This is a genomic window from Streptomyces sp. MST-110588, from assembly GCF_022695595.1.
In the GTDB taxonomy this organism is placed as follows: domain Bacteria; phylum Actinomycetota; class Actinomycetes; order Streptomycetales; family Streptomycetaceae; genus Streptomyces.
In genome coordinates this window covers 6,465,425-6,484,420 of the sequence record NZ_CP074380.1, presented here as the reverse complement: position 1 = coordinate 6,484,420, position 18,996 = coordinate 6,465,425, and the positions used below count along the sequence as shown (strand labels likewise).

Annotated in this window: 15 protein-coding genes and 1 pseudogene; 5 read left to right on the top strand and 11 right to left on the bottom strand. The window is 71.8% G+C overall.

The genetic code is table 11. The annotated features are described in order from the left end of the window. Positions 1–217: 217 nt before the first annotated feature. From KGS77_RS28395 to KGS77_RS28370, 6 genes and pseudogenes are all read right to left on the bottom strand, one after another. Positions 218–1,696 (bottom strand): MFS transporter, encoded by a 1,479-nt coding sequence (locus KGS77_RS28395; protein WP_242586003.1) that lies wholly within the window; start codon positions 1,694–1,696, stop codon positions 218–220. A gap of 1,209 nt (positions 1,697–2,905) precedes the next feature. Next, positions 2,906–3,895 (bottom strand): DNA-binding protein WhiA, encoded by a 990-nt coding sequence (gene whiA, locus KGS77_RS28390; RefSeq protein WP_242586002.1) that lies wholly within the window; start codon positions 3,893–3,895, stop codon positions 2,906–2,908. Further along, positions 3,886–4,944 carry a uridine diphosphate-N-acetylglucosamine-binding protein YvcK gene (gene yvcK, locus KGS77_RS28385; RefSeq protein WP_242586001.1) on the bottom strand — a complete coding sequence of 353 codons (1,059 nt, stop codon included), beginning with the start codon at positions 4,942–4,944 and terminating at the stop codon, positions 3,886–3,888. The genes whiA and yvcK overlap by 10 nt, the downstream gene beginning before the upstream one ends. Next, entirely contained in the window at positions 4,941–5,831 is an 891-nt protein-coding gene (rapZ, locus tag KGS77_RS28380; RefSeq protein ID WP_242587739.1) for an RNase adapter RapZ, read from the bottom strand. Before rapZ ends, yvcK begins: the two co-directional genes overlap by 4 nt. Before the next feature lie 143 nt (positions 5,832–5,974). Then, positions 5,975–8,115 (bottom strand): annotated as a pseudogene (gene uvrC / locus KGS77_RS28375) (excinuclease ABC subunit UvrC). 148 nt (positions 8,116–8,263) lie between these two features. After that, positions 8,264–8,884: a hypothetical protein gene (locus KGS77_RS28370; protein ID WP_242586000.1), complete on the bottom strand. Its 621-nt coding sequence runs from the start codon at positions 8,882–8,884 to the stop codon at positions 8,264–8,266. Positions 8,885–9,255: 371 nt separating this feature from the next. On the opposite strand from KGS77_RS28370, the gene KGS77_RS28365 reads away from it, so the two are divergent. From KGS77_RS28365 to KGS77_RS28350, 4 genes are read left to right on the top strand one after another with little or no spacing between them, the layout of a single operon-like run. Then, entirely contained in the window at positions 9,256–9,957 is a 702-nt protein-coding gene (locus KGS77_RS28365) for a DUF6875 domain-containing protein (protein WP_347404539.1), read from the top strand. Continuing rightward, positions 9,954–10,853, top strand: a complete 900-nt coding sequence (locus KGS77_RS28360) for a tryptophan 2,3-dioxygenase family protein (protein WP_242585998.1) — start codon at positions 9,954–9,956, stop codon at positions 10,851–10,853. The genes KGS77_RS28365 and KGS77_RS28360 overlap by 4 nt, the downstream gene beginning before the upstream one ends. Continuing rightward, positions 10,850–12,157: an aminotransferase class V-fold PLP-dependent enzyme gene (locus tag KGS77_RS28355; RefSeq protein ID WP_242585997.1), complete on the top strand. Its 1,308-nt coding sequence runs from the start codon at positions 10,850–10,852 to the stop codon at positions 12,155–12,157. Before KGS77_RS28360 ends, KGS77_RS28355 begins: the two co-directional genes overlap by 4 nt. Next, complete coding sequence (locus KGS77_RS28350; RefSeq protein WP_242585996.1) at positions 12,154–12,987, top strand: SDR family oxidoreductase; 834 nt, start codon at positions 12,154–12,156, stop codon at positions 12,985–12,987. The genes KGS77_RS28355 and KGS77_RS28350 overlap by 4 nt, the downstream gene beginning before the upstream one ends. A gap of 119 nt (positions 12,988–13,106) precedes the next feature. Here KGS77_RS28350 and KGS77_RS28345 read toward each other — a convergent pair whose 3' ends face one another. Next, on the bottom strand, positions 13,107–14,003 hold the full coding sequence (locus KGS77_RS28345) for a hypothetical protein (protein WP_242585995.1): 897 nt from the start codon (positions 14,001–14,003) through the stop codon (positions 13,107–13,109). Between the two features lie 4 nt (positions 14,004–14,007). Continuing rightward, positions 14,008–14,670 (bottom strand): papain-like cysteine protease family protein, encoded by a 663-nt coding sequence (locus tag KGS77_RS28340; RefSeq protein ID WP_242585994.1) that lies wholly within the window; start codon positions 14,668–14,670, stop codon positions 14,008–14,010. Between the two features lie 246 nt (positions 14,671–14,916). On the opposite strand from KGS77_RS28340, the gene KGS77_RS28335 reads away from it, so the two are divergent. Next, positions 14,917–15,882 (top strand): hypothetical protein, encoded by a 966-nt coding sequence (locus KGS77_RS28335; protein WP_242585993.1) that lies wholly within the window; start codon positions 14,917–14,919, stop codon positions 15,880–15,882. 143 nt (positions 15,883–16,025) lie between these two features. Here KGS77_RS28335 and KGS77_RS28330 read toward each other — a convergent pair whose 3' ends face one another. From KGS77_RS28330 to KGS77_RS28320, 3 genes are all read right to left on the bottom strand, one after another. Next, positions 16,026–16,436, bottom strand: coding sequence for a Rieske (2Fe-2S) protein (locus KGS77_RS28330; RefSeq protein ID WP_242585992.1), 411 nt, complete (start codon positions 16,434–16,436; stop codon positions 16,026–16,028). A gap of 106 nt (positions 16,437–16,542) precedes the next feature. Next, a complete protein-coding gene (locus KGS77_RS28325) occupies positions 16,543–17,967 on the bottom strand; it encodes a sugar porter family MFS transporter (protein WP_242585991.1) in 1,425 nt (474 codons plus the stop codon). Beyond that, positions 17,964–18,983: a zinc-dependent alcohol dehydrogenase family protein gene (locus tag KGS77_RS28320; RefSeq protein WP_242585990.1), complete on the bottom strand. Its 1,020-nt coding sequence runs from the start codon at positions 18,981–18,983 to the stop codon at positions 17,964–17,966. The genes KGS77_RS28325 and KGS77_RS28320 overlap by 4 nt, the downstream gene beginning before the upstream one ends. Positions 18,984–18,996 lie beyond the last annotated feature (13 nt).

Sequence of the window (18,996 nt, the reverse complement as noted above, 5' to 3'; positions counted from 1 at the left end):
GTGATCAGCGAGGCGAAAAGTGTGTCTTCAGAGCGTGCGTCGAGGTTGTGAAGTTCTACCTGTCGTTTTCTCGGGCGGTGGCCCGGCTCGTTCGTTCTTCCTTTCCCGTGCTCGTAGGTGTCACTGGTCTCGTTGTTGATCCTGGCTACTCGTGGCTGTGTGGGGCGTACGGGACAGACGGCGGCACTGGGAGGTGCCGCCGCCTTGGGGAACCGGCTCAGCCGGCCCGGCTCTTCGTGTGCTTGGGCAGGAAGAACATCAGGGCCCACATCAGGGTGAGGAGGCTGCCGACCCACCACAGCACGGTGATGAACGCGTCACGGTTGAGTCCGGCGTCGGGCGAGCCGCCGGTGGCGGCGAAGAACACCAGGGCGGTCAGCGCGGTGCCCAGCGCGATGCCCAGGTGGATGGCGGTGTTGAACAGGCCCGAGGCGGCCCCTGCGTGATCGTGCGGGACGCGGGCCAGCGACAGGTCGGCGAGCGGGCCGCTGACCATGCCGAGACCGAAGCCGATCAGTACCACCGGAGCGGTCATCGCCGGCAGGGTCAGGTCCTCCTGGGCTGTGGCGGCCTGGAGTCCGTAGGCGGCCATCGAAGCGGACGCGATGAGGGCTCCGGCCTGGGGCAGCCTGCGGGCGAAGCGCCCGCCGCTCTTCGCTGCGAGCGTCGCGCCGGCCAGCTCTCCGAGGGAGAGCAGCACGAAGGCCAGGGCCGCGTGGAGGGGGCTCATGCCCAGTCCGCGCTGGAGGTAGAGGGTCCAGGTCATGAAGAACAGCCCGCACAGCAGGCCGTGCATCAGTTGCGCGGCCGTGCCGCCGGAGAACTGCCTGCCCCGGAAGAGGGACAGGGGCACAAGGGGCGCCTTGTTCTGCTTGCGCTGCTGGTGGCGCAGGAAGACGCCCAGGGCAAGGAGACCGGTGGCGAGCATGGCGATGCACCACAGCGGCCAGTGACGGAGGTGCCCCTCGCTGAGCGGGAAGACGATCAGGACAATGGCCAGGGCGGACAGCAGCATGCCGGCGAGGTCGAGCCGGTGGGCCTTCTTCACGGTCGACTCGGGGATGAACCGGCGTCCCAGGAGGAGCACGGCGAGGCCGACGGGCACGTTGACCAGGAAGATCGGCCGCCAGGACAGCCCGAACAGGTCGGCCTCGGTGAGCAGGCCGCCCATCACCGGGCCCAGGACATTGGCGAGCGACATGATGGCCCCGTACAGACCGAACACTTTGCTGCGGCTGCGTCCCTCGAAGGTGACGTGGAGGGTGGCCAGGATCTGCGGGATCATGATGGCCACGCCCATGCCCTGGAGGGCGCGGGCGCCGATCAGCACGCCCGGCCCGGCAGCGAGGCCGCACAGCAGCGAGGCCGTGGTGAACACGGCGGTGCCGATGAGGAGGATCCTGCGCCGGCCGTAGAGGTCGCCGAGGCGTCCGCCGGTGATCAGTCCGACGGCGATGGGCAGGGAATAGCCGGTGGTCAGCCATTGCACCGCGTCCGGTCCGGCACCGGTCGATTCCTGGATCGCGGGCAGAGCGGTCAGGACGACCGACTGGTCGATCATGTCCATCAGCTCGGCGCCCAGGAGCACCAGGAGGGCAATCCAGGCGGCCAGGCCCATCTTCGACAGTCCGGTTGCGGGGTGGTTCGGGGGTGAGGTGGTGTGCTGTGGCTCGTTGTCGAGCGCGGGGGAAGGCACTGCGGGGGCTCCTGATACAAGGAGTCGGGGAGCCCTGCCGTCAGCCGTGCCGGGGCCGGAAAACACGAAACCCGGGGCAGACGGCAGAGCTGCACCCGGAAAATGACAGGGAAACGCGGGGGTGGGTGACGCAACTCAGGCCAGCGCGACGTCCGCCCCCGGACACGTTCAAACGATCAGAACGTGGGGAACTGCGGACGGCTACTTGGCCTGGGAGATAAGTCGTCACCTCGAAACACAGCGCCGGAGCCCCGGAACGGGCACGGGCGGAACTCAAACAGGGTAAAGGCCCCTCCGACGTCCATGCAACGCGATAACTCACACACCCCGCAGCACCCGCCCCGCACGGGCCCGCACGGCCCGCCGCTCACTCCGTTGCTCCGCGGCCGAGCTCCTGTCGCTTTCTCGCAACCTCTTGCTTCATGAAGTCGTCGGTGCGAGTGCTGTGCCAGATGGTGCCCTCCCACTTCACATATCAGGGTTACGGGGAAGGCGTGCTCCAACGGCACCACCCACGCGTCCGCTGGCGGGCGCCGTAACTCCGATCCGTCCGGCGCTACGTACGCGACCTCGAATCCGTCCGCCGGCGGCCCGGCAGAACCACCCGACAGGACCTTTCACGCATGCACCACGTCCGGCTGACCCCGCCCCTCACCGCAAGGTAACCCTTCAGTCCGCAAGATCCCCCGCAAAGTGAAGCTTCAATCCGCAGACTTCGACGTCACTGGACACCAGCCACGCGGCCAGGTCGCGCCCCTACAGGAGGAATCGAACGCCGCAAACCCCCACCGGGGGATACCCGGCAGCCCGGGGTTGAACCGCACACGGGCCCCCGACCGCACACGGGCCACACGGCAGGGTCACGCCCTACAGGGCAAATCGAACGCCGCCAGACCCCCATCGGGGGGATACCCAACGGCCCGGGGGCGAACCGCACTCGGACCAGCCCCGGGACTCCCTCAGGCCCGCCCCGGGGTCTCCCTCGGATCAGCCCGGACCGCGCTCGGGTCTGCTCGGGCCGTACGGTGGCCGGTCGGCTCGGGCCGGATCCGGTGGTCGTACTCGGGCGGGCGGACCACGCTTGCGGCTGCCCGGACCGTACCCGGTGGCTGGACGGGACCGGACCCTGCTCGGGGCGGGTCGGGCAGCACTCGGGCCGGGTCGGGGGCGGTGGTGCGGGCCGGGTGGGCGGGCCGGAAGAAGCGGGGGTCAGCCGACCAGGCCGTCGGCCATTTCTTCGGAGAGGTTGGATTCCGTGCCGGGGATGCCCAGGTCCTGGGCCCGCTTGTCGGCCATGGCCAGCAGGCGGCGGATACGGCCCGCGACCGCGTCCTTGGTCAGTGGCGGGTCGGCCAGGGCGCCCAGCTCCTCCAGGGACGCCTGCTTGTGGTCCATGCGCAGCCGGCCGGCGGCGGCGAGGTGTTCGGGGACCTCGTCGCCGAGGATCTCCAGGGCCCGCTGGACGCGCGCGCCCGCGGCGACCGCGGCCCGTGCCGAGCGGCGGAGGTTGGCGTCGTCGAAGTTGGCGAGCCGGTTGGCGGTGGCGCGCACCTCGCGGCGCATCCGCCGCTCCTCCCAGGCCAGCACCGATTCGTGGGCGCCCAGGCGGGTCAGCAGGGCGCCGATGGCGTCACCGTCGCGGACGACGACGCGGTCCACGCCGCGCACCTCGCGGGCCTTGGCGCTGATGCCCAGCCGGCGGGCCGCGCCGACCAGGGCGAGGGCCGCTTCCGGGCCGGGGCAGGTGACCTCCAGGGAGGAGGAGCGGCCGGGCTCGGTGAGTGAGCCGTGCGCGAGGAAGGCGCCGCGCCAGGCCGCCTCGGCGTCACACGTGGCGCCGGAGACGACCTGCGGGGGCAGGCCCCTGATGGGCCGGCCGCGGCCGTCGACCAGGCCGGTCTGGCGGGCGAGCTGGTCGCCGCCGGCGACGACCCGGACCACGTAGCGGCTGCCGCGCCGCAGGCCGCCGGGGGCCATCACCACCAGGTCGGAGGAGTGGCCGAAGATCTCCAGGATGTCCTTGCGCAGCCGTCGGGCCGCGATGCCGGTGTCCAGCTCCGCCTCGATCACGATGCGTCCGCTGACCAGGTGCAGTCCTCCGGCGAACCGCAGGATCGACGAGACCTCCGACTTCCGGCAGCAGGTCCGGGTGACGGGGAGCCGGGGGATTTCGTCCTTCACCGCTGCCGTCATCGCCATGGGCCGATCCTTCCATGCATCCGAAAAATACGGTCGTACGCGGCTGCCAGCAGCTCCGGGTCGTGCTTGGCGGGGGCGGCCCCGGATGGTGTCCGGGATCCGCCGCCCGCCGCCACCGCCGCCAGTTCGACCTCGCTGCCGACGTACTGCTTGGCGGCAGCCGTCAGGCTTTCGATGTCGGGTACGGCGGCCTTGTCGGCCAGCACCACGTCGAAGGCGAGTTTAGGGGCGTGTCGGGCCAAAACCTCCAAATGACGCTGCGGTGAGAAGCCATCGGTTTCACCCGGCTGGGGTGCCAGGTTCAGCGAGAGGACCTTGCGGGCCTTGGTCTCCTCAAGGGCCCGGCGCAGTTCGGGCACCAGCAGATGCGGGATGACCGAGGAGAACCAGGAGCCGGGGCCCAGGACCACCCAGTCGGCGTCCAGGACGGCCTCGACCGCCTCGGGGACGGCCGGCGGGTCCTCGGGTACGACGTGGACGGACTGCACCTCGCCGCGGGTCAGGGCGACCGTGGCCTGGCCGCGGACGGTGGAGATCTCCTCGGGGCGGCCCTTGACGTGTCCCTTGACCAGCGCCTGGAGCTCCAGGGGGACGGCGGACATGGGCAGTACCCGGCCGTGGGCGCCCAGCAGCTTGCCGACCAGGTCCAGCGCCTGGACGTGGTCGCCGAGCTGCTCCCACAGGGCGACGATCAGCAGGTTGCCCACGGCGTGGTCGTGCAGTTCGCCCTCGCTGGTGAAGCGGTGCTGGATGACCCGGGACCAGGTCTGGCCCCAGTCGTCGTCGCCGCACAGCGCGGCCAGCGCCTTGCGCAGGTCGCCGGGCGGCAGTACGCCCAGCTCGTCGCGGAGCCGGCCGCTGGAGCCGCCGTCGTCGGCGACCGTGACGACGGCGGTCAGGTCTCCGGTTATCCGGCGCAGCGCGGCCAGGGAGGCGGACAGGCCCCGGCCGCCGCCGAGCGCGACGACCTTGGGCGTGGCGCCCTTGGCCGTACGTCCGCCGGGGACGAGCCGGCGGACGCGGCGCAGTCGCATGGTACGGGCGGTCACTCGCGCCCCATGTCCCGGTGGACGACGACCGTTTCGACCCCTTCGGAGACCAGGCGGCGGGCGAGCTTCTCGGACATGGCCACGCTGCGGTGCTTGCCGCCCGTGCAGCCCACGGCGATGGTCACATAACGCTTGCCCTCGCGGCGGTAGCCCTCGGCGACGATGCGCAGCAGCTCGGTGTAGCCGTCCAGGAACTCCTTGGCGCCGGGCTGGCTGAAGACGTAGCCGGAGACCTCTTCGTTGAGCCCGGTGTAGGGGCGCAGCTCGGGGACCCAGTGGGGGTTGGGGATGAAGCGGCAGTCCACGACGAGGTCGGCGTCGACCGGCAGGCCGTACTTGAAGCCGAAGGACATGACGGTGGCGCGCAGCTCGGGGACCTCTTCGCCGGCGAACTGGGCGTCCATCTTGGCGCGCAGCTCGTGGACGTTGAGGCTGGAGGTGTCGATGACCAGGTCGGCGTCGCCGCGCAGCTCGCGCAGCAGGTCGCGTTCGGCCGCGATGCCGTCCACGATCCGGCCGTCGCCCTGGAGGGGGTGGGGGCGGCGTACGGACTCGAAGCGGCGCACCAGGGCCTCGTCGGAGGACTCCAGGAAGACGATGCGGCGCTTGACGTTCTGCGCGTCCAGGGTGGACAGCGACTGCTTGAGGTTGTCGAAGAAGCGGCGGCCCCGGACGTCCACGACGACGGCGATACGGGCCACGTTGCCCTGGGAGCGGGCGCCCAGCTCCACCATCGGGGGGATCAGCTCGGGCGGGATGTTGTCGACCACGAACCAGCCGAGGTCCTCCAGGCACTTGGCGGCCGTGCTCCGGCCGGCCCCGGACATGCCGGAGATGATCACCAGCTCGGGGATCGCGGCGCTCTCGCCCTGATCGGAGTCGCGCATCGGGCCCGTACTCACCTGTGCTGCACCGTCTCTCTCGATTTCCTGCTGTGTGCTGTCCTGCTGCGTACCGCCGTGCGGTGTGCTGCCGCCGTGCGGCGTGGTACTGCCGTGTGGTGTCGAGCCGCTGTGCGGCGTGCTGCTGCTCATAGGTTCTGCCCCCGTTCCGGTGACGGCGGGGCCGGTGTGCCCGCGCCGTCCGACGACTGCGACAACACGGCCGGTACGGCCCCGTCATCCTCAATGATCTCGCCTGTGGCGGTATTCACCGCCGGGCCGCCCGCGCTCGCCCCGCCAGGGCCGCGGCGACCGTCTCGGCGGTCCTGCGGCCGATACCGGGCACTTCGCAGATCTCCTCGATCGTGGCGGCCTTGAGCCTCTTGAGCGAGCCGAAGTGCTTGAGCAGGGCCCGGCGCCGGGTCTCGCCGAGGCCGGGGACCTCGTCCAGCGGTCCGGCCTTCAGGCGCTTGCCGCGTTTGGTGCGCTGGTAGCGGATGGCGAAGCGGTGGGCCTCGTCACGGACCCGCTGCAGGAGGTAGAGCCCCTCGCTGCTGCGGGGCAGCACGACCGGGTCGTTCTCGTTCGGCAGCCAGACCTCTTCGAGGCGCTTGGCCAGGCCGCATACGGCGACGTCGTCGATGCCCAGCTCCTCCAGGGCGCGCTGGGCGGCGGCGACCTGGGGCGCGCCGCCGTCGACCACGACGAGCTGGGGCGGGTAGGCGAAGCGCTTGGGCCGGCCGTCCTCGTCCAGGGGTGCGGGGCCGGTGCCGGGGGTGGCGGGTCCGGTGTCCCCTCCGGAGGCGGGCGCCTCCTCGGCGGGCCCGGGCGCGCCGTCGGGAGCTTGCGCCGGTGTCTCCGGGCCCTCCTCCTGCCACTCCCCCGTCCGCTGCTTCTCCTGGAGGTAGCGCTTGAAGCGGCGGCCGATGACCTCGTGCATGGAGCGGACGTCGTCCTGCCCCTGGAAGGTCTTGATCTGGAAGCGGCGGTACTCGCTCTTGCGGGCCAGGCCGTCCTCGAAGACCACCATCGAGGCGACCACGTCGTCCCCCTGGAGGTGGGAGATGTCGAAGCACTCGATGCGCAGCGGCACCGAGTCCAGCCCCAGGGCCTCGGCGATCTCCTCCAGCGCGCGGGAGCGGGTGGTCAGGTCCGAGGCGCGTTTGGTCTTGTGCAGGGCCAGGGCCTGCTGCGCGTTGCGCTCGACCGTGGCCATCAGGTCCTTCTTGTCGCCGCGCTGCGGGATGCGCAGCGAGACGTGGGAGCCGCGGCGCCCGGCGAGCCACTGCTGGACCGGTTCGAGGGGGTCGGGCAGGGCCGGGACCAGCACTTCCTTGGGGACGGCGTCGCCGCTCTCCTCGCCGTAGAGCTGCTGGAGGGCGTGTTCGACCAGGTCGGCGGTGGTGACGGCCTCGACCTTGTCGGTGACCCAGCCGCGCTGGCCGCGCACCCGGCCGCCGCGTACGTGGAAGATCTGGACGGCGGCCTCCAGCTCGTCCTCGGCGAGGGCGATCAGGTCCGCGTCGGTGGCGTCGGCGAGGACGACGGCGCTCTTCTCCATCGCGCGCTTGAGCGCCACTATGTCGTCCCGCAGCCGGCCGGCTTTCTCGTACTCCATCTCCTCGGCGGCCTCCTGCATCTGCCGCTCCAGGCGGCGGATGTACGCGCCGGTGCGGCCGGCCATGAAGTCGCAGAAGTCCTCGGCCAGTTCGTGGTGTTCCTCGGCGGAGATCTTGCCGACGCAGGGCGCCGCGCACTTGCCGATGTAGCCCAGCAGACAGGGGCGGCCGATTTGCGCGGAGCGCTTGAAGACCCCGGCGGAGCAGGTCCGCACGGGGAAGACCCGCAGCATCAGGTCGACGGTCTCGCGGATGGCCCAGGCGTGGCCGTACGGGCCGAAATAGCGCACGCCCTTCTTCTTGGCGCCGCGCATGACCTGGACCCGGGGGAATTCCTCGTTGAGGGTGACGGCGAGATAGGGGTAGCTCTTGTCGTCCCGGTACTTGACGTTGAAGCGCGGGTCGAATTCCTTGATCCAGGTGTATTCGAGCTGGAGCGCCTCGACCTCGGTGCTGACGACGGTCCATTCCACGGATGCGGCGGTGGTGACCATCGTGCGGGTACGCGGGTGGAGGTTGGCCAGGTCCTGGAAGTAGCTGGACAGCCGCTGGCGCAGGCTCTTGGCCTTGCCCACGTAGATGACGCGGCGGTGCTCGTCGCGGAACTTGTAGACCCCCGGCGAGTCGGGGATCTCTCCCGGCTTGGGTCGGTAGCTGCTGGGGTCTGCCATGACCACCACCCTACTGACCGCCTGTGACAATCAGCGGACCGCCGGGGTCGGGCCCGCACCGGCGGCCCTTCCCGCACCCCGGTCCGCCGCCTCCGCACCCCGGTCCGCCGCCTTCCCGCGCCCCGGTCCGCCGCCCGGGCCCTACGGATCAGTCGGCCGGAGCCGTGGTCAGCGCCGCCGTGTCCGGCGGCCCGGGAATCCTCACGTACTTCTGGAAGAACTGGATGAGCGGCCCGATGGCCAGCGCGTACAGGACCGTGCCGACCCCGATCGTCCCGCCCAGCACGAAGCCCAGGGCCAGCACCGTCAGCTCGATGCCGGTGCGCACCAGCCGCGTGGTCCTGCCGGTGCGCCGGCACAGACCGGTCATCAGGCCGTCGCGCGGCCCGGGGCCGAAGCGCGCGGAGATGTACAGGGCGGTGGCCAGTGCGTTGAGCACGACGCCGGTCAGGAGCAGGGGGACACGGACACCCAGGGCCCGTACGGAGGGCAGCAGGTGCAACGTGGCGTCGATGCACAGGCCGACGAGTACGACGTTGGAGAGGGTGCCGATCCCCGGGCGCTCGCGCAGCGGGATCCACAGCAGCAGCACGGCGACCGAGGCGAGGATCACGACGGTGCCCAGGGAGAGGCCGGTGTGCCGGGAGACGCCCTGGTGGAAGACGTCCCAGGCGTTCAGGCCGAGGCCGGCCCGGAGCTGGAGGGCGACGCTGACGCCGAAGAGCGCGAGCCCGGCGTAGAGGTGGACGAGGCGGCGGGCGAGGATCATCGTGGCCGGTCTCCCGTGGAGGGTGCGCGCGCTGGGGCGCTCATTGTTCCCTCATCGTGCCGTCGCCCGCCCGGCTGTTAGCAGCTCGGCGCAGCGCCCACAAGGGTGGTTGTCGGCCACAGTCCGTGCGCCGCCGCCCATGCCCCCATGACGGCTCGTCAGGGAAGGACGGCACGCTAAAGGGGCACACGACCACAAGATCCCTATGCGGGGCATACCGGAGCGAAAGCCGCATCGGTTTCCGGTTCCCGATCCGTCATTTGTCGCGGAAGCGCCTCCCACGGCCCGGCCGGTCAGCGAAATTCTGAGCCTGCCGGTCCCTGGAGATCGGAAAAGCGGGCCGGATACGGAAGAGCCGGACGGGGGTCGGCGTGACTTCTCCGCACTGCCCAGCACCAACACCACTGGACCTCGCGCATCAGTGGTTCACCGACTATCTGACCAAACCCCACCGACATATCGGCCGTACGGGTCCGGTGTGCCCGTTCGTGGAACCGTCCATGAAAGCCGGCACCTTGGACGTACGGGAATGGGACGTCGGTCCGGACATCGATGTGCCGGGCGTGGTCGGCGTCATCGACCGCATGCGGGAGACCTTCGACCATATCGAGTGGGCCGGGCGCAACCGCACCCTGCGTGCCCTGGTCGTCGTCCTGCGGGGCATCGGTCCCGACCGCTACCGGGTACTGGACGCGGCCCACGCCCGCCGGAAGACCACATTGGCACGGGAAGGCCTGATGCTGGGCCAGTTCCATCCGCAATGCGACGAACGGGCCGCCCGCAACCGGGAACTCCTGGTGTCGCGCTCGCCCGTCCCGATGTTCGCGCTGCGCCACATGGCTTTCCACGACGTGATGTTCCTGAACGCCGATCCGCGGTGGTTCGACGCCTACCGCCGGCGGTACGGGAAGCGTTACCGCCAGGGTTCGGTTCCCGACCCGTTCTTCGCCCAGGTTTTCCAGGAGGCCCAGGCGAAATGGGGAGCGGACGAGGCAGACAGAACTGAGACAGAAACCACCGAGGCAGAAAGAACCGAAGCAGAAGCAAACGAAGCGGGAAAAGGAGACCAGTGAGCAGCACACCACCGGATCTGACCCCACCGGACCTCGGAGTCAGCAGCGACGTCGAGCGGGCCACCACCGCGTCCGTCACCGGCGGCGGCCCGCTGCTGGACTTCGAGGGCCACAGCACCCCGTACATCGACTACCAGAGCATCGACGTCCTGCTGTCCCTCCAGCACCCGCGCTCCCAGGCGCCCTCCGAGCCGACCTTCTACATCCTGGGCCAGGTCAAGGAACTCCTCTTCAAGCTCGTGTACGAGGAGATGGTGCGGATCCGGGGGCTGCTGGAGCAGGACCGCGTCCCGGACGCCGTATGGGCGCTGCGCCGCTCCCGGCGCGTGCTGGAACTCCTGGTCGGCTGCTGGGACGTGCTGGGCACGCTGGCGCCCACCGAATTCAACGCCTTCCGCGACCACTTGGGGAAGGCGTCCGGCTTCCAGTCGTACATGTACCGGATGGTGGAGTACGTGCTGGGCAACAAGGTCGCCGAACTGGCCCGCCCCCACCGGAACGTCCCGCACGTCAACGACGCCGTACAGGAGGCGCTGCACTCCCCCAGCGTCTACGACGCGGCGCTGGCGCTGCTGGCCCGGCGCGGCGCGGACATTCCCCGGGAGCACCTGCAGCGCGACTTCTCCCTGCCGTACGAGCCCAGCGCGCACGTCGAACGGGCCTGGGCGGAGGTCTACCGGGCGGGTGACCCCACCGATCCCGCCTTCCTCCTGGCCGAGGCCCTGATGGACGTGGCCGAGGCCGCCTGCCGCTGGCGCGCGGTCCACCTGCTGACCGTCGAGCGGGTCATCGGCTTCAAGCCCGGCACCGGAGGCACCCACGGCGTGGCGTGGCTGCGCCGGATCAGTGAGCACCGGTTCTTCCCGGAGCTGTGGGCCGCCAGGGGGCTGCTGTGACCACGACACGGCGGCCCGCGCCCACCTTGCCCGCGCCCACCTTGGAGGAGGCCCGGCGCCGGGACGCGGCGGACCCGCTGGCGGGGTTCGCCGGGCGCTTCCACCCCGTCCCGCCGGGCGCGCTGTTCCTCAACGGCAGCTCGCTGGGCCGGCTGCCCGCGGCCACCGCCGCCCTCATGGAGGAGGTGGTCCGCGGCCAGTGGGGGGACCGGCTCGCGCAGGCCCGTACGCAGTGGCTGGACCTGCCGCGGCACCTGGGCGACCGGATGGCCGGGGTGGTGCTGGGCGCTGAGCCGGGCGAGGCGGTGGTCAGCGACTGCACCAGTGTGAACCTCTACAAGCTGGCGGTCGCGGCGCTGCGGGCGCGCCCCGGGCGCCGGACGGTCGTCGTGGAGGACGACAACTTCCCCACCGACCGGTACGTGATGGCCGGGGTCGCCCAGGACGCGGGCGGCGAGCTGCGCACCGTGCCCGCCGATCCGGACCTGGGTCTGGACCTGGAGGTGCTGCGGGCGGCGCTCGATGAGAGCGTGGCCGTGGTCTGTCTGTCGCTGGTCTCCCCGCGCTCCGGCGCGCTGCTGGACATGGCGGCGGTCAACGAGGCCGTGCACGCGGCGGGCGCGCTGGTGCTGTGGGACCTCAGCCACGCGGTGGGCGCGGTGCCGCTTTCTCTGACGGCGTGCGGCACGGACCTGGCCGTCGCCTCGACGTACAAGCACATGCTGGCGGGCCCCGGCTCGCCGGCCCTGCTGTATGTGCGCCGCGGCCTCCAGGCCCGCACGACCCAGCCGGTGCAGGGCTGGTACGGCCATCGCGAGCAGCTCGCGATGCGGCGCGAGTACGACCCGGACCCCGGCATCCGGCGCTTCTTGACCGGCAGTCCGCCGGTGCTGTCCGCCGTCGCGGCCGGAGCGGGGCTCGATCTGCTGGCCGAGGCGGGTCTGGAACGGCTGCGCGCCAAGAGTGTGGCGCTGACCGGCTTCTTCCAGGCGCTCGCCGAGACGCTGCTGGTGCCGCTGGGGTTCCGGCTGGCCGGCCCGCCCGACCCGGCGGCCCGCGGCGCGCATCTGACCTACGGACATCCCCTGGCCCGGGAGCTGGTGCCGCTGTTCGCCGAGGCCGGTGTCTTCGTCGACCACTCCCTCCCCGACCGGGTGCGTATCGCGCCGGTGGCGCTGTCCACCCGGTTCACCGAGGTGTACGAGGCCGCGCACCGGATGCGGCGGGTGACTCAGGACCGTATGGCGGACCGTACGGACCACCGTGAGGGAAACCGCGGGGAGAGCGGAGGGAGTGCCGTATGAGCGCCACGGACACCGCGGGCGACGGTGCGTGGGACGGCAGGCGGGGCGGTGCGCAGCCGGGTCTTCGGCAGCGGGTGCTGGTCACCGGCGCGTCCCGGGAGAGCGGCATCGGTGCCGCAGTCGCCGCCGCGCACGCGGCACGGGGCGCCGCGGTGGCCGTGCACTGCCGCGCCGACACCGCGGCGGGCGAGGCGGTGGTGGCCAAGCTGCCGGGCGAGGGGCATCTGACGGTCACCGGGGACCTGGCCGACCCCGGGCAGGTGGCGCGGGTGGTGGGCGAGGCCGTCGAGGGCCTCGGCGGCATCGACGTCCTGGTCAACAACTCCGGCATCTACATCGAGCACCCGATCGCCGGCACCTCCTACGAGGAGTGGCAGTCCTTGTGGCGCCGCCACATCGACGTCAACCTGATCGCCGCCGCCAACACCTCCTGGTGCGTGGTCGACCATCTGCTGCACCGGCCGCAGGGCCCGGCGGGCGGCCGGATCGTCATGATCGGCTCGCGTGGCGGCTACCGCGGCGAGCCGCACGTGCCGGCGTACGGGGCGAGCAAGGCCGGCCTGCACTCCCTGGCGCAGTCGCTGGCGGTCGCTCTGGCGCCGCACCGGATCGCGGTCGCGGCGCTGGCCGTCGGCTTCACCCGCACCGACCTGACGGCGGACCTCCTGGAGGACCCCGAGGCGTCCCGGGCGGTCCTGGCCCAGCACCCGCTGGGCCGGGTCGCCGACCCGTCGGAGATCGCCTCCGCGGTGGCCTGGTTCACCTCGCCGGAGGCCGAATGGGCGACGGGCGCGGTGCTGCACCTGAACGGGGCCTCGTACCTGCACTGAGACCGGTTGTCCGCACGGCGCGCGGCCCCGGCCGGATGTCCCTCGTACGGGGGTATCCGGCCGGGGCCGCGCCGTTCACACGATGGGGTGAGGAAGGGGTATGCGCCCCGCGTACGGGCTCAGCGGCGGCGCAGCCGGCGTACGGCCGCGGTCGAGATGAGGCCCAGGGCCGCCGCCGCGGCGACGCCCGCCACGGCCGAGGCCGCGGTCACCGCGCCGTCACCGCCCCCCATCTCACCGGCCGCGACGGGCTGCTGCCGGGCGTCACCGGCCCCGGTCTCCGCTGCGGTTCCGGCTCCGGCGGCCCGCACGGCGGTGCCGTCCGGGCCGGACGCGCCGCCGCCCGGTGCCGCGCCCGGCCCGTAGCCGCCCGCCTCGCCGCGCTTGTCGTACGCCGATCCGGGCAGTTTGTCGCCGTACGCCTTCGCCACCCGCTTCTGGTAGGCGGCGACCGTGGTGCCCCGCGCGCCGATCGCCCGCTTGGCCCTGTCCTCCAGCGGCAGGATCCGCGCACCGCGCTGGACGTACCAGGCGTCGATCTGCGGCTCGTGGAAGACCGTTCCGCCACCGCCAGCGGCGGCGTGGCGCGTCTCGTCGTCACCGGTGGCGATGTTGACGACCTTCCAGTTGCCACCGGTGCGTACGGTCCATACGGACGCCTTCTGGCCGTCGGCGGAGACGGCCTTGCTGGCCAGGAACTCCAGCCGGGACACCGGCGCGCCGGTCCTGCCCCGCACGAAGTCGGGCGACAGGACGTAGACGGGCACGGTCCGCCCCTCGATCCTGGGTTGCGCCCTGGTGCGGCTGATCGCGCCGTCGCGGGCGAAGAAGCGCGAGAGGGTCTCCAGGGTGGCGGGGGCCGCCGCCGCGTCGTGGGCGGCGGTGACGGCCGAGCGGGGCGGGGCCGGCGGGGCGGCGGGGGCCGCGTCGGCCAGGGCGGGCGGGGCCGTCGAGCCGATGACGACGGCGGCCAGGGCCCCGGCGGCCAGGTTCCGTGCGGCGCTCTTCTTCGTCATGGTCTCAGGCTCCGATCCGGTACAGGGAGTGCGTCCAGGAGAAGGAGTCGCCGTTGACGTAGTAGTTGTAGTCCCCCCAGTTGTAGCGGTAGTTGTTGGGCCACGGGTCACCCCAGTAGATCCAGTTGTTGGCGGTGTCGTAGCCGTAGACGACGTGCATGTGGCCGCCGCCGGAGGACCACTGGATGCGGGTCTCGACGGGCCGCCGGGCGTTGATCTCGCTCTGCACGGTGCCGTAGCGCAGATAGCCCGAGACGTACGAGCCGGGCCTGATGCCCGCCCAGCTCAGGGCGGTCTGGACGTTGCCCAGGGTGGCCTGGCTGTTGGGACAGGTGGTGCCCTGCTGACGGTTGAAGGCGGCGTTGCAGAACTGGTTCTGGCTGTAGTTCCTGCCGTACCAGGTCGCGATGGTGTTGCCGGAGGCGGCCCAGCACCAGTTGGTCTTCTCCTGGGCCTGCATGGTGATGTCGAGCCGGTTGGCGGCGAACCGGGGACCGGCCGCCGTGGAGGTGTCGACGGCCGCGGTGGGGACGCGGTCGTCACGGCGGGGGCTGCGGTGGCCGCGGTGGGGGACGCGGCGGCCGGGGCCACGGAGACGGCGATCAGCGCGGTGGCGCCGAGTGCCGCGGCCGACAGGTGTCTGCGTCGCGGGGGGTGCGTGCTGCACGGGTCATGGGCGTTCCTCCCGAGCGAGGGGTGTGGGACGGAGGAGCGCATCCGGATGCTGACCAGGAGCATCGGGTGTTGTCGGGAGCAGGTCAACACGCTTCAATGCAGGTGGTACGGGGGTGTGGACGGCAGGTGCCGCCTGTGAACGGCGCGCGCCCGGCGTACCGCAGTGAACAAGCGGGGGTAGTGCAAGGCGCGCGATCCGGTTGTGAACATTCACCACGCGCGCTGAAGGGTTGGGGCGATGAATCAGGACACCTTTGGACCGGCGGCACCGGCGGCACCGACGGCCCCGCCGGAACTGGCGCACATCCTGCGCACCGGCCCCTTCCATCTGGCGCTGCGCACCGCGCTCGCGGTACGCGGCCTCGCCCTGCACCGCGTACAGCACCGGCTCGCACAGCGCGGCGTCAAGGTCGGCGTGACGAGCCTGAGTTACTGGCAGCAGGGCGCCCGCCGCCCGCAGCGCCCCGAGTCGCTGCGGGCCGTACGCGCGCTGGAGGAGGTGCTGGAGCTGCCCGCGCACTCCCTGCTGCGGCTGCTGGTCCCCGAGGGCGGCGCCGGACCGGTCACCGAGCGGCCCGCCGCCCGTTCCTACCGCTCACTGGTCGGCTCGGCCGACTCCGTACACCGGCTGCTCGCCGAACTGGAGTCCCCCACGGACGGCGGACTGCACACCGTCACCCATCACGAGCGGGTCTTCATAGGGGCCGGGCGAGAGATGCGCGGCCGGGAGTCCTTCCAGGTCGTCCGCGCCCACCGGGACGGCGTGGACCGCTATGTCGCCATCCACCGGGGCGACCCGGGCTGCGACCCCTCGCGGGTGGTGGTGCGGGCGGCGGAGAACTGCCGGACGGGCCGGGTGCGCGGGGACGCGGTCAGCGGGGTGGTGGTCGCCGAGCTGCTTTTCGACACCCGGCTGCGGACCGGGGAGACCCATGTCTTCGGGTACGGCATCCAGGACGGCAGCGGCGGCCCCAGCACCGAGTACGTACGGGGATTCAGCTTCGCGGGCGGGCAGTACGTGCTCCAGGTGCGCTTCGACCAGGCGGCGCTGCCGGTGCGCTGCCGCCGCTTCGCCCAGGTCTCGGCGGGCGCGCCGCGCGGCGCGCAGCAGGAGCTGACGCTCAGCGGGGCCCACCGCGGCGTCCATCTGATCGAGCAGGTGGTGCGGCCCGGCATCCTGGGGATCGGCTGGGACTGGAGCTGAGCGGAGCGAGCCGGGCTCGGCCGAGCCGAGCCAGCCGGGCTCGGCCGAGCCGAGCTGAGCGCCCCGGTCCGGTCCGTACGGCCCGCGGGCGCCGGCCGCTCGCCCCGTCGACCGCCGGAGACTTCCCCGGCGAAGGGCCGTCGCTAGCCCGCGACGAGCTTGCCGTTCTCGACCTTCACCGGGACCTCCGGCAGCGGCTTGGTCGCCGGGCCCTGCATCACCTGACCGGTGGCCACGTCGAACCGGCTGCCGTGGCAGGGGCAGTGCCCCTCCGTCTTGTCGACCTTGTCCAGCACACAGCCCGCGTGGGTGCACTTGGCCCCGAAGCACTTGAACTGCCCCTTGGCGGGCTGGGAGACCACCAGCCGGCTCTCGCGGTAGAGCTTGGCGCCGCCGACCGGCACTTCCGAGGCCGCCCCCAGTTCGACGGGCGCGGTGGGCACCGCGGACGCCTCCTTGGACCCGCCGGAGGAGCAGGCGGCGACGCCGAAGCCCGCCGCGCCCACGAGCGCCGCCCCTCGCAGCACGGTCCGGCGGGCGGGGGGCTGGCTCATGGCGTACTCCAGTGCTCGAAGGTGACCGCGGGCGGTCACAGAAGGGACCACGAAAGGACGTCACCAAAGGGCGTCACCAAAGGGCGTCAGGCGTCACATGGGGGCCTCACCTGGGGGCGTCGGCACCTGACGATACCGGTACAGATCCTTCCGCCCGGGACCGGCCCGGCCTTTGCCGCAGCAGCTCCTGTTCGATCTCCTCCAGGCTGCGCCCCTTGGTCTCCGGCAGCACCTTCCGTACCAGGACGAAGGCCGCCAGCGTCGTCACCGCGAAGAACAGGAAGTTCACCCCCGCGCCCCAGGCGTGCAGCAGGGAGGGGAAGACCAGCGCCACGATCATGTTGAACAGCCAGTTGAACAGCACGCACAGGCTGACGGCCGAGGCCCGGATGCGCATCGGGAACAGCTCCGGCAGCATCACCCACTGCACCGGCCCCCAGGAGACGGCGAAGGAGGCGATGTACAGGGCGATGCCGCCCAGCGTCAGCGCCGAGAGCAGCGGGCCGTAGCCCAGGCCGGAAAGGTTGGTGACGGCCAGCAGGACCATCGCCGTACACATGCCCAGCGCGCCGCCCAGCAGCAGCGGCTTGCGGCCCCGGCGGTCGATCAGCCGCATGGCGGGCAGCGTCATGAGCATGTTGAGCAGGCCGATGCCGACGTTGGCCAGGATGGCGCCGTCCGAGCCGAAGCCGATGTCGGTGAGCAGGGTCGGCGCGTAATAGATGATCGTGTTGATGCCGACGAAGTTCTGGAAGAAGACCAGCAGCATCCCGGCGGCCAGGACGGGCCGCAGCCGGGGTGAGAGCAGGTCCCGCAGGCTCAGGGGCACGCTCTGTGCCCGCTCGGCGCGCTCGGTCTCCTGGATCTCGGCCAGCTCCGCCCCGGCCGCCGCGCCGTCGCCGCGCAGTTGCCTCAAGACCGTACGGGCCTGTTCGTCGCGGCCCTTGCCGACCAGCCAGCGGGGGCTCTCGGGCTGGGTGACGATGCCCAGCGCCAGGATCGCGGCGGGCACCGTGCCCAGGCCGATCATCCAGCGCCACGCCCCGTCACCGGCGAGCAGGTAGTCGGTGACGTACGCGAGGAAGATGCCGACCGTGACCAGGAGCTGCATCAGGGACGTCAGGCCGCCGCGCAGGTGCTTGGGCGCCAGTTCGGTCAGGTAGAGGGGGACGACGACGGAGGCGATGCCGACGCCGGTGCCGATCACGAAGCGGAAGACGATCAGCGACCAGGGGCCGGTGGCCAGGGACGCGCCGAGGGTGCCGAGGATGAAGACGCCGGAGGCGGCCAGGATCAGCTTGCGCCGGCCCCAGGAGTCGCTGAGCCGGCCCGCCAGCCCCGCGCCGAGCATGGCGCCGACGAGCAGGCCGGAGACGACCATGCCCTCCAGCAGCGGGGTCAGGGCGATGTCGTCCTTGATGAAGAGCATGGCACCGGATATCACGCCGGTGTCATAGCCCCACAGGATGCCGCCGAGGGCGCCGAAGACCCAGATCAGGGCGTTCTTCACGCGGGGTCGCACGGCCCTCATCCCTTCTTCTGCGGGGCGAGGTGGATCTTGCGTCCGGTGCCCGCGCGGAAGCGGGCGACGGCCTCGTCGAAGTCCTCCAGGGCGAAGACGTCGCTGACCAGCGGGTCCAGGTCCAGCCCGGAGGCCAGGAGGTCGATGGCGGGCTGGAAGGAGTGGTGGACCGCCATCGACCCGATGATGTCGATCTCGTCGTTGTAGACGCGGTACGGCGAGAAGGCCGCGGTGCGGGCCGGGTCGGCGACGCCGAACTGGAGGAACGTCCCGCCCCTGCGGACCCGGGTGAGGCCGTCCTCGATGGCGGCGACCACGCCGGTCGCGTCGATGACGACCTCGAAGCCGGGCGCCCGCCCGAGCTCGCCGGCGTGCGTGACGGCGGCGTCCACGCCGAAGGACTCGGCGAAGGCCAGCCGGTCCTCATTGAGGTCCACCATCGAGACGGAGGCGGCGCCCGCGGTCCGTACGAGCGCGGCCATCATCAGGCCCATCGTTCCGGCGCCGTAGATCAGGTAGTGCTCGCCGGGGCGGCGGGGCAGCCGGTTCAGGCCGTGCACCGCGCAGGACAGCGGCTCGACCAGGCCGGCGGCGGCCTCGGAGAAGCCTGTGGGCAGCAGGTAGCAGCAGCGGGCCGGTACGGCGACCAGTTCGGCGAAGCCGCCGGCCTGCGTGACGCCGACGGCGCGGTAGTCCTCGCAGAGGTTGCCGCGGCCGATGCGGCAGTAGTGGCAGGCGCCGCAGGGCATGTTGGGGTCCACCGCGACCCGGTCGCCGACGGCCGGCGTCACGACGCCCTCGCCGGTCTCCACGACCTCGCCGGTCAGCTCGTGGCCGGGGGTCAGCGGGTAGCGGACGGAGGGCAGTTCGCCGCCCAGGATGTGCATGTCGGTGCCGCACAGGCCGCACGAGGAGACGCGTACGACGACTTCTCCCGGGCCGGGCCGGGGGTCGGGAACTTCCTGAAGAACCGTTTCGGCCTGGCTGCCGGATGTTCCCGGCCGGGTGACCACGACGGCGCGCATACGGCGCCTCCTC